The organism is Xanthomonas bromi (assembly GCF_900092025.1).
Taxonomy (GTDB): Bacteria; Pseudomonadota; Gammaproteobacteria; order Xanthomonadales; family Xanthomonadaceae; genus Xanthomonas; species Xanthomonas bromi.
On the sequence record NZ_FLTX01000003.1, the window covers coordinates 148408 to 161433 of the forward strand.

Here is a 13026-nt window from a genome sequence, read left to right on the forward strand (position 1 = left end):
GAAAGCGACTCCGGCCGGCGCCATCCCTCAGGCAACCCTCACGATTGCGGAGTTGCACCATGCTGGGAATCGGCGCCTTCAAACAACGCATGCCACGTCCGGGCGAGGCATTACCCGGGCGCGAGCAAGCGCTGCCGCTGCACAACACGCACCTGATCAACGGCCATCCGTTGCGCGGTGAGTTCACCGGCCTGGCCCAGGTGCAATTCGGGCTTGGCTGCTTCTGGGGCGCAGAGCGCAAGTTCTGGAACGTGCCAGGGGTGTACACCACGGCAGTGGGTTATGCCGGCGGGCAGACGCCGAACGCGACCTACTCGGAAGTGTGTTCCGGGCAGACCGGCCACACCGAAGCGGTGCTGGTGGTGTTCGACGAACATGCGGTGTCGTTCGAACAATTGCTGCGCACCTTCTGGGAAAGTCACGACCCGACCCAGGGCATGCAGCAGGGTAACGATGTCGGGACGCAATACCGCTCGGCGATTTACTGCACCGCGCAGGCGCAGTACGACGCCGCGCTTGCCAGTCGCGATGCGTATCAGCAACAGCTGAGCGCATCAGGGTATGGCGCAATCACCACGGAGATCCGTTTCCCGGCGCCCACGTTCTACTACGCCGAAGACGATCACCAGCAGTATCTCGCCAAGCACCCCAATGGCTATTGCGGGCTTGGCGGCACGGGAGTGAGCTGCCCGATCGGGCTGGATGCCTGACGGAAAGGCGGGCCGGATTGAAGCGCTGTCGTCCACATATGCGTGGCAGCGTGCCGATGGCCAACAGTGACCGGCAGCGTTACCACGATCAGGCAGTGCATGGGAGTGCATGCCAGGCAACTTGAATGGCTACGTCGGAGACGACGTGGCCATCTTTTTTTGGGCGACGTTCGCCACGCATGCTGACGATGGCGTGGTGTGTCTAGGAGGCGAATCGGTTCGGTGACGTTGCGTAGCGATCAGCGTTAGCGAGTGGCCACGGCAAACGATGCAGAAAATTGGTTCAGTACATCGCTGTGGCTGCGCGGTGCGACGTCATCACGCGTGAGTCGTTATCGCATGGATAGGCAAGCACCGACTCGGCGAATCAGCACCACGGGCCGGTGCAGCGCAGCAGCTGAACCGGCTGAATCCGTTGGACTACACGAATTCGCCGGCGAACATGCCGCGCAACTGGGCAAGCGTGTCAGTGCGCTCCGGATGCAGCTGTCGCATGCACGCCAGAGCGAACCCCACCGGGCTGGTGCCAGGTGCGGTGATGACGCCATCGGCGCTGACGACCTTTTCATGGCGGTAGTGCGCGGCGCCTGCATAGGGCACCACGTGTTCCTGCAGAAACGCCAGCGCGTTGCTGGTATGTGCACGCTCATCGAGCAGGCCGGCATAGGCGAAGGCGAGGGTGGCACCGCAGATCGCCGCGACCGGGCGCTGCTGCTGCACGCGCGCCACCAGCAGCCCGCTCAGGCCAGGAATCTCGCCGGCTTGCCAGCGTTCGCTGCCGGGCAGAATCCACAGGTCAGCCTCGAGCGGCGCCAGATCCGAGAGTGCGAATTCCGGCGTGATGCGCAGACCGCCGATGGACTGCACCGGCTGCCCATCGATGCTGGCGACGGCCACCTGGTCGCCGAACCATTCGCGTGCCGCCGGCAGCACCACACCGATTTCCCAGTCGGCCACGCCATCGACCATCACCACTGCAATGTTTGCCATTGTCCGTTACGCCAGTTGAGGTATCCGGATGCTAGGCAGTGCGTACGAATCGGGTGTAAGCGATATGTGGAGAGCGGGGCGCTGCAGCATCGATCCTAGGTGGGCTTCGGTACACGCACGTCTGTACTGTGCTGCGCGGTCGTCTGTCTGTGCGGCGCAGGCGCGGATGAAGCGATGATTGCCGGTGGCGGTACACATACAGGAGCAGCTGCTTGTATCGTTGCCTGTGGGTGTCCGGGTCGGTCAGCCTCCATGAGGCTGCCACAGAGATCGCGCGCCGTCGCCGTCGTGGACCTTGCCGCGTCTCTGCACCACGTGGCTCTGCTCTAAATCGCACCAAGGCCAGAATCTGGACGCGACAGCTCGCGCAGTGAGCAAGCGTCAGGTATCGGTGCAGGGATGCCGCACATCCATGGCGTTGGCTGGTCATCCCTAACGAAGCAGACCCGAAACAACACGGCCCGCAACCGTCAGGCCGCACGCATCGGTGGTCGGTATCGCTGCGTACACATCGCTTCGGCTGTTCATTCCATCCACAACGCCAAGCCGAAAACGACAACGCCCGCAGCCAAGACGCTGCAGGCGTTGTGTCGCAAAACAAGGCGCTGCTGTATCAGCCAGCGAGCTTGTCGGCAATGGTCTTGCGCAGTGCTTGCAAGTCCTTGGCAAAGGTGTCGATGCCGCTGGCCAGCTTTTCGGTGGCCATCGAGTCGGCGGCCAGGCCCGAGGCGAAGCTGTCGCTGTCGATCGGGGTGATCTGGGCGTTGTCGGCCTTGGACGGCGAGAGTTTGCGTGGCAACTCGCCGTGTTCGGCGTCGAGCTTTTCCAGCAGGTCCGGTGAGATGGTCAGACGGTCGCAGCCGGCCAGCGCTTCGATCTGCGCGGTGGAGCGGAACGAGGCGCCCATCACCACGGTGGACGAGCCGCGCCGCTTGAACTCTTCGTAGACGGTGCGCACGAACACCACGCCCGGGTCTTCATCTATGCTGGCCGGGGTCTGGCCCTGGGCGACGTAGTAATCCAGGATGCGGCCCACGAACGGGGAAATCAGGAAGACGCCGGCTTCTGCACAGGCCAGGGCTTGGGAGCGGTTGAAGATCAGCGTCAGGTTGCAGTCGATGCCTTCGGTCTGCAGCTGACGGGCGGCTTCGATGCCTTCCCAGGTCGCGGCGATCTTGATGAGGATCTTGTCCTTGGACACGCCACGCTCGGCGTACATCGCAATGAACTTGCGTGCCTTGGCGATGGTGGCCTGGGTGTCGTGGGCCAGGTCGGCATCGACCTCGGTGGACACGCGGCCCGGCACCAGTTCGGCCAGCTTGACGCCCACGCCGATGGTCAGGCGGTCGGCGACCTCGTGGACGGTGGCGATGCGATCGTCGCCGCCGTGCTCGCGGCCCCAGGCCAGTTCGCTCTCGATCAGATCGGCATAGACCGGCAGGTCCAGCGCTTTCTTGACCAGGGTGGGATTGGTGGTGCAGTCGACTGGCTTCAGGCGCTTGATGGCGTCGTAATCGCCGGTATCGGCAACCACCACGGACAGGTCGCGCAGTTGGGCAAGCTTGGAGGGGGATGCAGTCATGCGGGTTCTCTCGAATCGTGGAACGGGTCGGGGATGGCGCAGCGCGCTACGTTAGCGCGCCGCGCGCTGGAAGTCGCCCGCCGCTGCGGGTTGATCGTGCACGGCCGTTACGCGCAGGCGCAGGTCGCGTCCATCGGGCGTGCGCCAATCGATGCTCTGGCCAACCGACAGGCCAAGCAGGGCGCTGCCGACCGGCGCCAGCACCGAGATGCGGCCGTGCTGCACATCGGCCTCATGCGGGTACACGAGGGTGAGCGTATGCCGTTCGCCATGCAGCTCGTCTTCGCATTCGATGCGCGAGTGCATGGTGACGACATCGTCAGGAATCTGGTCGGGCGGCAGCACGCGTGCGCGGCCCAGTTCATCGCTCAGCGCAGTGGCGGCGGGATGCTTGTTGAACGCTTGGGAATCGAGCAGGGCTTCCAGCCGGGCAAGGTCGTGGCTGGAGACCAGGATGGAGGGCGGCAAGCCGCTGCGGTGGTGCGAAGTCATGGCAGTCTCCTGACGGATACGGCATGCCGGAATGGCAGCCAGAATCGCCTAGATGAGGGCACCCTGGATCGATCGCAATGCAGAGCCTGAAGACTGCAGGCCTTCGGTGCGACAATCAGCGACGATCGCTGCTGAGCCCGCTGTGTGATCGGTGCCGTACGCAATCAAACACTCGGATCCGGATTGCAAGTCCAGGCGAGTGACGCGAGCGACCAACGCAACCGCAAAGCGGCGAGGTGAATGTCTGGCGCAAGGGCATGACCACATGGTGTTAACGCATGTGATCTGCCTGCATCAGACAAACAAAAAAGCGACGCTCTCGCGCCGCTTCTTCAATCCCCGACAACCCCGCGTAAACCAGCCGCAGCCGTGTTGCGCTTTTTTAATTCCCGATTCCCGATTCCCTAAGCCGCGACTGCTTTCGGTCCTGTCGCAGACTGATCCAGCGCGAACAGGCTATCGGGCAATTCCTTGAACAGCTGCGACAGCTGCTCCAGAAACGCGGTCATCGCCGAGCTGCGTCGCCAGACCATCGCGATCCGGCGGCTGGGCTGCTTGTCTTCGCGGAAGCGGATCAGGCGGATGTTTTCCGAGCGGGCCACCGGCGGTTTGACTGCCAGCAGCGGCAGCAGGGTCACGCCGACATTGGCGGCCACCATCTGCCGCAGGGTTTCCAGGCTGGTGGCCTGGAATTCGGATTTTTCCATCGCGCCGGCCAGATGGCAGACATCCAGCGCCTGTTCGCGCAGGCAGTGGCCATCTTCCAGCAGCAACAGCCGCTGCTCGGACAAATCGTCCAGCGTCATGCTGTCGTGGCGCGACAGCGGATGACCTTCCGGCACTGCCAGCACGAACGGTTCTTCGAACAGGAATTCGGCATGCAACTGGTCGTCCTGCAATGGCAGCGCCAGCAGTGCGGCATCCAGGCGGCCTTCGCGCAACTGGTGCATCAACTGGTCGCTCTTTTCTTCGATCAGCAGCAGTTCCAGGCGCGGAAAACGCTCGCGGATGCGCGGCACCACATGCGGCAACAGATACGGTGCAAGGGTGGGGAAGATGCCCAGACGCACGGTGCCCGCTTCCGGGTCCTGGCTGCGGCGGGCGGCTTCCTTCATCTGTTCCACTTCGGCCACGATGCTGCGCGCACGCATCGCGGCTTCGCGGCCGGCCGGAGTCAGCATGACCTTGCGCGGGGCGCGCTCCACCAATGACACGCCAAGCTCGTCTTCGAGTTTCTTGATCTGGGTGGACAGCGTTGGCTGACTCACGAAACACGCCGTTGCAGCGCGGCCGAAGTGCTTGTGGTCGGCCAGGGCTACCAGATATTTCAGGTCACGCAGATTCATATGCAGCACCCTTCATTGCGGTGACTGGGAACGACGGGAGCGTGCTGCGAGCTTCGCGTCCGGGCTGGCCGGGCGCGAAGCAGGCGCTCGCTCATGCGGCCTGCGCCACAGTGTCGGCAGTGGCCGGTGCGCTGGAGCGGATCAGATGATCGAATGCGCTCAGGGCCGCCTTGGAACCTTCGCCCATTGCGATCACGATCTGCTTGTACGGCACCGTGGTGGCGTCGCCAGCGGCGAACACGCCAGGCACATCGGTCTGGCCGCGGTCGTCGACGATGATCTCGCCGCGCGGCGACAGCGCTACCGTGCCGCGCAGGAATTCGGTGTTGGGCAGCAGGCCGATCTGTACGAACACGCCTTCCAGATCGATGTGCTGGATATCGCCGCCGGTACGGTCCTTGTAGACCAGGCCGGTCACCTTCTGTCCGTCGCCGAGCACTTCGGTGGTCTGCGCGCTGGTGATGATGCGCACGTTGTGCAGGCTGCGCACCTTGCGTTGCAGCACTTCATCGGCGCGCAGCTTGTCGTCGAACTCCACCAGCGTGACATGCGCCACGATGCCGGCCAGATCGATCGCCGCTTCCACGCCCGAATTGCCGCCGCCGATCACCGCCACGCGCTTGCCCTTGAACAGCGGGCCGTCGCAGTGCGGGCAATAAGCCACGCCCTTGTTCTTGTACTGATCTTCGCCGGGCACATTCATCTGCCTCCAGCGCGCACCGGTGGACAGGATCACGGTCTTGCTCTTGAGCGAAGCGCCATTGGCCAGCTTGATTTCGATCAGGCCATCGGCACCGGCAGGAATCAGCTGCTCGGCGCGCTGCAGATTCATGATGTCCACCTCGTATTGGCGCACGTGCTGCTCGAGCGCGGCGGCCATCTTCGGGCCTTCGGTTTCCGGCACGGAAATGAAGTTTTCGATCGACATGGTGTCCAGCACCTGCCCACCGAACCGTTCGGCGGCCACACCGGTGCGGATGCCCTTGCGTGCGGCGTACACGGCTGCTGCCGCGCCAGCCGGGCCACCGCCGACTACCAGCACATCGAACGCGTCTTTCGCTGCGAGTTTCGCCGCATCGCGCTTGGCAGCGTTGGTGTCGAGCTTGGCGACGATCTGCTCCAGCGTCATGCGGCCCTGGTCGAACAGCTCGCCGTTCAAGTACACGGTGGGCACCGACATGATCTGACGGGTTTCCACTTCGTCCTGGAACCAGGCACCGTCGATGGCGACGTGTTTGATGCGCGGGTTGAGCACGGCCGCCAGGTTCAACGCCTGCACGACGTCCGGGCAATTCTGGCACGACAGCGAGAAATAGGTTTCGAACTGGTAATCGCCATCCAGGTGCTGCACCTGCTCGATCAGTTCGGCAGCCGCCTTGGACGGGTGGCCACCCACCTGCAGCAGCGCCAGCACCAGCGAGGTGAATTCGTGGCCCATCGGCAAGCCGGCAAAGCGCAGCGAAATGTCCTGGCCCGGCGTGGTCAGCGCGAACGACGGCTTGCGCTGGTTGTCGTCGCGGTGGATGTCCAGGCTGATCTTGTCCGACAGCAGTACCAATTCTTCCAGCAGTTCGAGCATTTCGCGCGAGCCGGGACTGTCGTCGATCGAGGAGTTGATTTGAATCGGCCGCGTCACCCGTTCCAGGTAGGCGGTCAGCTGGGTCTTGAGATTGGCATCCAACATGGAGAACTCCTGGGAATGGGCAAGGGGAAGACGTGGCGTCGCTGCAATCAGATGCAGGTCGCCGGGGAGGAGGAGATGAACCGCAGCCGGCGCGATGTCGGGAATGCGTGCTGGCGATGGCTGGCGGGCAGCCCGGCACCGGCTCCGGTTCACCCCCGGCCCGTACTGGGCCGGAGATGCTCCGATCTGACGACAGATCGGAGGTGACAGCCGGCTTAGATCTTGCCGACCAGGTCCAGCGACGGAGCCAGGGTCTTGGCGCCTTCCTTCCACTTGGCCGGGCAGACCTGGCCAGGATTGTTGGCCACGAACTGCGCTGCGGTCAGCTTGCGCAGCGTCTCGGTGACGTCGCGGGCGATCGCGTTGTCGTGGATTTCCAGGGTCTTGATGACGCCTTCCGGATTGATGATGAAGGTGCCGCGCAGGGCCAGGCCTTCTTCTTCGATATGCACGCCGAATGCGCGGGTCAGCTTGTGGGCCGGGTCGCCGATCAGCGGGAACTTCGCCTTGCCCACGGCCGGGGAGGTTTCGTGCCAGACCTTGTGCGAGAAATGCGTGTCGGTGGTGACGATGTACACCTCGGCGCCGGCCTTCTGGAAGGCAGCATAGTTGTCGGCGGCGTCTTCCACTTCGGTCGGGCAGTTGAACGTGAATGCGGCCGGCATGAAGATCAGCACCGACCACTTGCCCTTCAGGCTGGCTTCGGTGACTTCGATGAAGTTGCCATTGTGGTACGCATTCGCCTTGAACGGCTGGACCTGAGTGTTGATGAGAGACATTGCGTTTCCTCGTGCGATGAAAAGGGGCTGGGGATGGAACAGTCGCCATGGTAGGCAGGACCGATAGATTCCTCAAATCGATTGATGGAATTGCATAAATAGGCTTAGGCTATCGAATCTTCAGGCGGCATCCGGCACAACCCCGGCGTACGCCATGGTCGATAATGGTCAGCCGATATTGCGCATCAATGAACAGCCCGTATGTCCGACGAACTCGCTGCTATTCCCGCCGATCAGCAGCTACGACGGGCTGCCGAGCGGATTGAGCGCTGCGATGCCGAAGCGCTGCTGCTGCATGCGCTGGGGCGTGATCGCGCCTGGTTGTTCATGCACGGGCGCGATGTGGTGCCTCTATCGGTGGCGCAGGCCTTCGAGGCCCTGGTGCAGCGCCGTGAGGCCGGCGAGCCGGTGGCCTATCTGATCGGCTCGCGCGGTTTCTGGACGCTGGAGCTGGAAGTCTCGCCGGCGACGCTGATCCCGCGCCCCGACACTGAAGTTCTGGTCGAACGGGCGCTGGAGCGGCTGGACCATGCCGCTGGCCGCCGGGTGGCCGATCTGGGGACCGGCAGTGGCGCGATCGCCCTGGCCATCGCCAGCGAACGCCCGCAGGCGCAGCTGATCGCCACCGATGCCAGTGCGGCCGCGCTCGCCATCGCGCGGCGCAACGCCGATCGTCATCGCCTGGCGAACGTGCAGTTCCGCCACGGCAGTTGGTTCGTTCCGCTGGCAGGCGAGCGCTTCGACCTGATCGCCAGCAACCCGCCGTATATCGCCGCCGGCGACCCGCACCTGGCGCAGGGCGATCTGCGCCACGAGCCGGCCAGCGCACTGGCCTCCGGTAGCGACGGGCTGGAGGACATCCGCCGGATCGTGGCCGATGCACCGGCGCATCTGTGCAACGGCGGGTGGCTGCTGCTCGAACATGGCTGGGATCAGGGCGAGGCGGTGGCCGAGCTGCTGCGCGCGCGTGGGTTTGCGCAGGTCGCCACGCACCAGGACCTTGAGCAGCGCGACCGGGTGAGCCTGGGTTGCTGGGAAACCGCTGCCATGGGCTGACGGTAGCACCGGCCAGCTTCAGTGCCAGAGGTTCCGCTGGCGTGAGTGCCGGAACGCCGAGCGCGGGCCTTTCGACAGCGCATGGGTGTGCAAAGCGGCAGGATGCGCAGACTGCAGATGCGCGGCTCCACCACGCTGGCCGTTTGAGCACGCACGCTGGTGGCGCGCCATGGCCCACTGTCCGGCCAGGTCGATAGGTGGCGGTACCGGTCACGTGTTGCGCGGCAAATGGTGCTGCCAGCCATCTCGGCGCAACGCCCCGGTGATGGAGCACGACATCTGCCGTTACCCGGCACGGTCCGCCGCAGGCAGTGCCTCCCGCCGCCGGCCGATACAATGCGGGTTTTCGCCCAGGACCGACGCATGCGCACGCTCTATCCCGACATCGCCCCCTACGAGCAGGGCAGCCTGAAGGTCGACGACCGCCACACGCTGTATTTCGAACAGTGCGGCAACCCGCAAGGCAAGCCAGTGGTGATGTTGCATGGCGGCCCTGGCGGTGGGTGCAACGCCAAGATGCGGCGTTTCCACGACCCGGCCAAGTACCGCATCGTGCTGTTCGATCAGCGCGGTTCCGGCCGGTCCACGCCGCATGCCGATCTGGTCGACAACACCACCTGGGATCTGGTGGCCGATATCGAACGGCTGCGGACGCATCTGGGCATCGACCGCTGGCAGGTGTTCGGCGGCAGCTGGGGCTCCACGCTGGCGCTGGCCTATGCGCAGACCCATCCGCAGCAGGTCACCGAGCTGGTGCTGCGCGGCATCTTCCTGCTGCGTCGCTTCGAGTTGGAATGGTTTTATCAGCAAGGCGCCAGCCGGCTGTTCCCGGATGCCTGGGAGCATTACGTCAACGCGATTCCACCGGTGGAACGCGCAGACTTGATGTCCGCGTTTCACCGTCGCCTCACCAGCGATGACGAGGCCACGCGTCTGGCGGCAGCCAAGGCCTGGAGCGTGTGGGAAGGCGCCACCAGCTTCCTGCATGTGGATCAGGACTTCGTCACCGGACACGAGGACGCGCACTTCGCTCTGGCGTTCGCGCGCATCGAGAACCATTACTTCGTCAACGGTGGTTTCTTCGAGGTCGAAGACCAGTTGCTGCGCGACGCGCACCGCATTGCCGACATTCCCGGTGTGATCGTGCACGGCCGCTACGACGTGGTGTGCCCGCTGCAAAGTGCTTGGGACCTGCACAAGGTATGGCCGAAGGCGCAATTGCAGATCAGCCCGGCCGCTGGGCATTCGGCCTTCGAGCCGGAAAACGTCGATGCATTGGTGCGTGCGACCGATGGGTTTGCGTAAGTGATACAGGCGCATCGACCAGAGTTCGCTCCGGTCGATGTGCGTGAGCAATCTGCAAGATGCGCCCAAGCATGCATGCCATAGGAACGCGCTGGCGCGCGATGCAGCATGTCCGGCAAGGCTTCATTGTGCGCCAGCGTGCTAATGCAGACTGCGGATGTTCGACGCGTCAGCGATGCAGCCGCTCAGCGCGGATGCTCAACGCACCCGTAATGCATCCGCCAGCGGCAGGATGCGCGCCAGGCGCGCTGCCCAGGCCTGTTGTCCGGCCGCATCGGCAATCAGGTCCTGGCGGATTTCCAGCTCCACGTGCAGCAGGCCGCGGCCTTCGCCATACACCGGGATGGCGTAATCGGTGGCGTCGCTGACCGCATACGGCTGGTTGTCGCCCACCACCAGGTCGGGTTCGTCACGCAACGCCTGCAACAGGCGATGCGCCAGCCGCGTATCGCGGTGGTACAGCACGCCGGCATGCCAGGGCCGCGCAGTGCCGGCCATGACCGGGGTGAAGCTGTGCATCGACACCAACACCGTGGGTTGATTGCGCTGTGCACGTGCATCCAGTTCGGCGGCAATGCGTGCGTGATACGGCACGAAGATCGCGTCGATACGGTGCTGGCGGTCGCTGGCCGTGAGGTGCTGGTTGCCCGGAACCGGCGTGCCGTCGCTGACGGGCGGCATCAAGCTGGGGGCGTCGTGCGGGCGGTTGCAATCGATCACCAGACGCGAATAGGTCTGGGCGATGGCGAAGGCATCCAGCGCATCGGCCAATAAACGGGTGACTTCCGCGATGCCGATATCCCAGCCGATATGGCGGTCCAGTTCGTGCTGCGGCAGGCCCAGGTTGGCCAACCGCGCCGGCACGCGCTGGCCGGCATGGTCGGCGATCAACAGCCATGACGATGCCGCCTGCGGGTTGTACACAGTCAATGGCGCCGGATCGTCGGCACCAAGCAATGGCTCGATTGCTGCATCAACCACGCGGGGTGCCATCCAGTGCATGATCGACCAGATACAGCCCGGCCCACAGCTTGGGGTCCATCTGATAGCCCTCGGCCATCTTCTGCACCAGCCAGGCGCCGACCTGCGCGCGCGGGATTTCGTGCACCGTGATGTCTTCGCTGGCATCGCCGCCACCGGCGCCGACCTTGCGCAGGCCGGTCGCGCGCACGAAGGCGATCTTCTCGCTGCTGGCGCCGGCCGAGGTGGGGCCGATCATCAGCACTTCGGCATGCGCTGCAGTCCAGCCGGTTTCTTCTTCCAGTTCGCGAATGGCCGACAGTTCGATCGACTCATCGGCATGCACATCGCCCACCAGACCGGCCGGCATTTCGATGGTGCGCGCTTGCAGCGGCACGCGGAACTGTTCGACGAACAACATCGCATCGTCCGGCGTCACCGCCACGATGATCGCGGCCAGGCCACCGGCATGCACGCGCTCGGAATACTCCCAGGTGCCACGCACGACCATGCGCTGATACTTGCCTTCGTAGACCACGGTGGGCGGGGTGTCGTGTCGGTTCATGGATGCGGACCTTGTGCAAGGGAAACAGGAGGAGACGGTGCGGGTGCGCCAGTGCTGGCTGCCAACAGACGGCGGCGTGTAAACGGACCGAAGCGCAGGCTTTCGCACAACCTGGCCAGCATGTCTGCATCGGCTGTTGCACGTGTGAAGCCGGTCTCGGTGAGCGCCAGCGGCGCGTCGAGCGCGATGGTGGTGAGTCGCCGCCACAGCAGCGCATGTTCGCGTTGCTCGCGCAGCCGCACCGCCATTTGCGCCGCGCCGCGCAGGCGCAGGAATGGAATTTCGTCGATGCGTTCCAACAGCGCATCCAGGCTGCCGAAGTGCGCCAACAGCACCGCCGCCGATTTGGCGCCGATGCCGGTGACGCCGGGGATGTTGTCGATGGCATCGCCGCACAACGCCAGGTAGTCGGCAATCTGGTGCGCATGCACACCATGGCGCGCCTTCACCCCGTGCATGCCCCAGCGCTGGTTGCGTGCGTAGTCCCACTGTTCGTCATGTTCGAGCAGCAACTGCGACAGATCTTTGTCGGCCGACACGATCACCCCGCGCAGACCATGCGCACGCACGCTGTGCAGCGCGCTGCCGATCAAGTCGTCGGCCTCGTAATCGCGGTGGGCCAGCACGCTCAGCCCGAGCGCGGCGCACAGCGCCTTGCAATGCGCGAACTGGCGGCGCAACGCATCCGGCGCAGGCGTGCGGTTGGCCTTGTAGTCCGGGTAGATCGCATGCCGGAAACAGCTGTCGAGCGCCTCGTCGAAGGCGATGGTGATGTGCTGCGGGTCTTCGCGTTCGAGCAAGTCCAGCAGAAAACGCGCAAACCCGTGCACCGCATTGGTCGGCCAGCCCTGCGCGTCCTGGAATTCGTCCGGGATGGAATGCCAGGCACGAAACACGTACAAGCTGGCGTCCACCAGATACAGCGGGGTTGGGCGCTGGATTGGCAACGGGGCAGCGTCGAGCGGGATGGACGGTGTGGTCACGGGGTCCAGTCGCGCAGCAACGCACGCGGGTCCGGACGCTCGCGCTCGGGCACCTGCATGCGTGGCGTGCCGATATGGATGAAGCCGGCGATACGTTCGTTGTCTTCCAGGCCCAGATACCCGGTGACCGCCGGGTCGTAGGCCATCCACGCGCTCAACCACTGCGCGCCGAAGCCATGCGCCTGCGCGGCCTGCAACAACGCGAAACACACGCAGCCGGCGGTCAACAGCTGCTCCTGCACGGGCACCTTGTGTTCTGGGCGCAGCGAGGCAATCACCACGATGACCAGCGGCGCGTCGCTGAAGCGTCCACGTTCCTTGGCGATGGCCGACGGCGATGCCAGCGGGTCGGCGGCCAGGGTGCGCTCGACGAGGAAATTGCCCAGCGCGTCCCGCGCATCGCCGCTGATGCGCAGAAAGCGGAAGGGCACCAGCTTGCCGTGGTCGGGCACGCGCACGGCCGAGGTGAGCATGCGCAGCAGGGTGTCTTCATCCGGCCCGGGCGCGCCGAGTTGTTTGGAGGGAACCGAACGGCGCGCGTCCAGCGCCTGGAGCGAATACGGTGCGTGCATGA

At 64.6% G+C, this 13026-nt stretch carries 13 protein-coding genes; 3 read left to right on the forward strand and 10 right to left on the reverse strand.

Going from position 1 to position 13026, the window contains the following annotated elements; genetic code table 11:
* The first annotated feature begins 59 nt into the window (after positions 1 to 59).
* Positions 60 to 710, forward strand: a complete 651-nt coding sequence (gene msrA, locus XBLMG947_RS01075; protein WP_065466001.1) for a peptide-methionine (S)-S-oxide reductase MsrA — start codon at positions 60 to 62, stop codon at positions 708 to 710.
* A 420-nt stretch (positions 711 to 1130) separates the two neighbouring features.
* On the opposite strand, the gene XBLMG947_RS01080 is transcribed toward msrA, so the two are convergent.
* The 6 genes from XBLMG947_RS01080 to ahpC form a co-directional block, all read right to left on the reverse strand.
* Positions 1131 to 1700, reverse strand: a complete 570-nt coding sequence (locus XBLMG947_RS01080; protein ID WP_065466002.1) for a type 1 glutamine amidotransferase family protein — start codon at positions 1698 to 1700, stop codon at positions 1131 to 1133.
* A gap of 613 nt (positions 1701 to 2313) precedes the next feature.
* The gene (locus XBLMG947_RS01085; RefSeq protein WP_065466003.1) at positions 2314 to 3282 is read right to left on the reverse strand and encodes a transaldolase; all 969 of its coding nucleotides are present in this window, start codon (positions 3280 to 3282) and stop codon (positions 2314 to 2316) included.
* 51 nt (positions 3283 to 3333) lie between these two features.
* Complete coding sequence (gene rnk / locus XBLMG947_RS01090) at positions 3334 to 3774, reverse strand: nucleoside diphosphate kinase regulator (RefSeq protein WP_065466004.1); 441 nt, start codon at positions 3772 to 3774, stop codon at positions 3334 to 3336.
* Positions 3775 to 4178: 404 nt separating this feature from the next.
* Positions 4179 to 5120, reverse strand: coding sequence for a LysR substrate-binding domain-containing protein (locus XBLMG947_RS01095; protein WP_065466005.1), 942 nt, complete (start codon positions 5118 to 5120; stop codon positions 4179 to 4181).
* Between the two features lie 91 nt (positions 5121 to 5211).
* Positions 5212 to 6804: an alkyl hydroperoxide reductase subunit F gene (ahpF, locus tag XBLMG947_RS01100; RefSeq protein WP_065466006.1), complete on the reverse strand. Its 1593-nt coding sequence runs from the start codon at positions 6802 to 6804 to the stop codon at positions 5212 to 5214.
* A 215-nt stretch (positions 6805 to 7019) separates the two neighbouring features.
* Positions 7020 to 7583 (reverse strand): alkyl hydroperoxide reductase subunit C, encoded by a 564-nt coding sequence (gene ahpC / locus XBLMG947_RS01105; protein ID WP_065466007.1) that lies wholly within the window; start codon positions 7581 to 7583, stop codon positions 7020 to 7022.
* Between the two features lie 201 nt (positions 7584 to 7784).
* On the opposite strand from ahpC, the gene prmC reads away from it, so the two are divergent.
* Together prmC and pip are read left to right on the forward strand one after the other, a co-directional pair.
* Positions 7785 to 8639 carry a peptide chain release factor N(5)-glutamine methyltransferase gene (prmC, locus tag XBLMG947_RS01110; RefSeq protein WP_065466008.1) on the forward strand — a complete coding sequence of 285 codons (855 nt, stop codon included), beginning with the start codon at positions 7785 to 7787 and terminating at the stop codon, positions 8637 to 8639.
* 363 nt (positions 8640 to 9002) lie between these two features.
* On the forward strand, positions 9003 to 9944 hold the full coding sequence (pip, locus tag XBLMG947_RS01115; protein WP_065466009.1) for a prolyl aminopeptidase: 942 nt from the start codon (positions 9003 to 9005) through the stop codon (positions 9942 to 9944).
* A 198-nt stretch (positions 9945 to 10142) separates the two neighbouring features.
* Here pip and XBLMG947_RS01120 read toward each other — a convergent pair whose 3' ends face one another.
* The 4 genes from XBLMG947_RS01120 to XBLMG947_RS01135 are packed head-to-tail and all read right to left on the reverse strand — an operon-like array spanning position 10143 to position 13024.
* Positions 10143 to 10937: an N-formylglutamate amidohydrolase gene (locus XBLMG947_RS01120; protein WP_065466010.1), complete on the reverse strand. Its 795-nt coding sequence runs from the start codon at positions 10935 to 10937 to the stop codon at positions 10143 to 10145.
* Positions 10918 to 11469 carry an NUDIX hydrolase gene (locus tag XBLMG947_RS01125; RefSeq protein WP_065466011.1) on the reverse strand — a complete coding sequence of 184 codons (552 nt, stop codon included), beginning with the start codon at positions 11467 to 11469 and terminating at the stop codon, positions 10918 to 10920. Before XBLMG947_RS01125 ends, XBLMG947_RS01120 begins: the two co-directional genes overlap by 20 nt.
* Positions 11466 to 12452 (reverse strand): 5'-3' exonuclease, encoded by a 987-nt coding sequence (locus XBLMG947_RS01130; RefSeq protein WP_065466012.1) that lies wholly within the window; start codon positions 12450 to 12452, stop codon positions 11466 to 11468. Before XBLMG947_RS01130 ends, XBLMG947_RS01125 begins: the two co-directional genes overlap by 4 nt.
* The gene (locus XBLMG947_RS01135) at positions 12449 to 13024 is read right to left on the reverse strand and encodes a nitroreductase family protein (RefSeq protein WP_065466013.1); all 576 of its coding nucleotides are present in this window, start codon (positions 13022 to 13024) and stop codon (positions 12449 to 12451) included. Before XBLMG947_RS01135 ends, XBLMG947_RS01130 begins: the two co-directional genes overlap by 4 nt.
* Positions 13025 to 13026 lie beyond the last annotated feature (2 nt).

Bases quoted from the DNA above. Each gene is read 5' to 3' on its own strand.
- rnk (WP_065466004.1), bottom strand. From the start codon at position 3,774: ATGACTTCGCACCACCGCAGCGGCTTGCCGCCCTCCATCCTGGTCTCC.
- XBLMG947_RS01135 (WP_065466013.1), bottom strand. From the start codon at position 13,024: ATGCACGCACCGTATTCGCTCCAGGCGCTGGACGCGCGCCGTTCGGTT.
- pip (WP_065466009.1), top strand. From the start codon at position 9,003: ATGCGCACGCTCTATCCCGACATCGCCCCCTACGAGCAGGGCAGCCTG.
- XBLMG947_RS01125 (WP_065466011.1), bottom strand. From the start codon at position 11,469: ATGAACCGACACGACACCCCGCCCACCGTGGTCTACGAAGGCAAGTAT.
- XBLMG947_RS01080 (WP_065466002.1), bottom strand. From the start codon at position 1,700: ATGGCAAACATTGCAGTGGTGATGGTCGATGGCGTGGCCGACTGGGAA.
- XBLMG947_RS01085 (WP_065466003.1), bottom strand. From the start codon at position 3,282: ATGACTGCATCCCCCTCCAAGCTTGCCCAACTGCGCGACCTGTCCGTG.
- prmC (WP_065466008.1), top strand. From the start codon at position 7,785: ATGTCCGACGAACTCGCTGCTATTCCCGCCGATCAGCAGCTACGACGG.
- ahpF (WP_065466006.1), bottom strand. From the start codon at position 6,804: ATGTTGGATGCCAATCTCAAGACCCAGCTGACCGCCTACCTGGAACGG.
- ahpC (WP_065466007.1), bottom strand. From the start codon at position 7,583: ATGTCTCTCATCAACACTCAGGTCCAGCCGTTCAAGGCGAATGCGTAC.
- msrA (WP_065466001.1), top strand. From the start codon at position 60: ATGCTGGGAATCGGCGCCTTCAAACAACGCATGCCACGTCCGGGCGAG.
- XBLMG947_RS01120 (WP_065466010.1), bottom strand. From the start codon at position 10,937: ATGGCACCCCGCGTGGTTGATGCAGCAATCGAGCCATTGCTTGGTGCC.
- XBLMG947_RS01095 (WP_065466005.1), bottom strand. From the start codon at position 5,120: ATGAATCTGCGTGACCTGAAATATCTGGTAGCCCTGGCCGACCACAAG.